Consider the following 1185-nt stretch of genomic DNA (forward strand, 5'->3'; position numbering starts at 1 on the left):
AGACGCTCCAAGTTGGTTGCTGGGTAAAATTATGGACGCGGTATTTATGATTTTATATATTATTTTCATAAAACCGTTGTTATGACTTTTAAATAAATTTCAAGACATAATTTACTTTATGTCGGGTGGGAATTTGGCGAATCGCTTACTTTTTGAAAATAATACCAACGGTGGTGTGCCGATGTTATTTATTGTAATTTTGTCGATTGCAGGAATAATTTTGGTCTTGTTGCTTGCGGTTCGAATGATTGAAATAATGTTGGCAGATGAAAAACATAACAAGTTAAGAATAACATTGCGGAATATGATTTTATTGTTTGTTGCAATTCCAACAATACCAGTTATTTTTTATACTTTGAATGTTATTGTTAATTTGCTAACACAAGCGATTATGCAAGCAAGTAACTTGCAGCTGCAAAATGTCGGGTTGTTTATATTTAATTCGTCGTTTGATAATGGAATGCACGATTTTACATATGTTCCCGCAAGTTGGACATTCAAAGATAGTGGCCATTTTAATTATTTGTTGTGTTTGTTCTCTGAGGGCTTTATGATATACATTTTCTTATTGATTGCTTTGTTTTTATTCTGACGAACTGCGGAGTTGTTAATTCTTTATGTTTTATCGCCCGTTGTGATAGTATCGGCAATTCAAGATGAGGGACGAAGATTTAAAAACTGAAAAGAATTAACGGTTGCTCGCTTTATTAGTTTTAATATGGTTTTTTTAGCATATAGTTTGTTCTTATGGAGTATGTCGGTATTCGCGGAAATTGGTAAAGCCATTCCCGACCCAACAACAAGACCAATTTTTACTTTATTAGGTATTTTTGCGTTTGGCATTGTTGTTGTGAAATCCCCTCAACTATTATCATCGTTGTTGGGTGGTAATACATCGTTGGGTGATGGGATTGGTAACATAATGGGGTTGAAAGTAGCAACCAATGCTTTTATGACTGGTGGGGCGTTGACAGTAAGTGGTGTTCGTGCAAGTTATAATTTAAGTAAAAAAACTGCTCGTGGACTTGGTACAATGCGTGCATATCACGCAGGAATAAAAGAACACGGGTTTAAAAATGTTGCCAAGGCACAATTTAAAAACGCATTTACTGGTGGTTATAAAAATCAACATAGCAAAGCAAGTGAAAAAATCAATCAGTGATTTACTGATAAATAAATTTAAAA

1 protein-coding gene is annotated in these 1185 nt (G+C 34.1%); it reads left to right on the forward strand.

The genetic code is table 4. The features are described 5' to 3' along the window. The coding region (locus D9R21_RS06640; RefSeq protein ID WP_206609254.1) for an Mbov_0396 family ICE element transmembrane protein at positions 1 to 1177 on the forward strand (1177 nt) is incomplete at its 5' end. Positions 1178 to 1185: the final 8 nt, after the last annotated feature.

This window comes from Spiroplasma endosymbiont of Megaselia nigra, assembly GCF_003987485.1.
Taxonomy (GTDB): domain Bacteria; phylum Bacillota_I; class Bacilli_A; order Mycoplasmatales; family Mycoplasmataceae; genus Spiroplasma.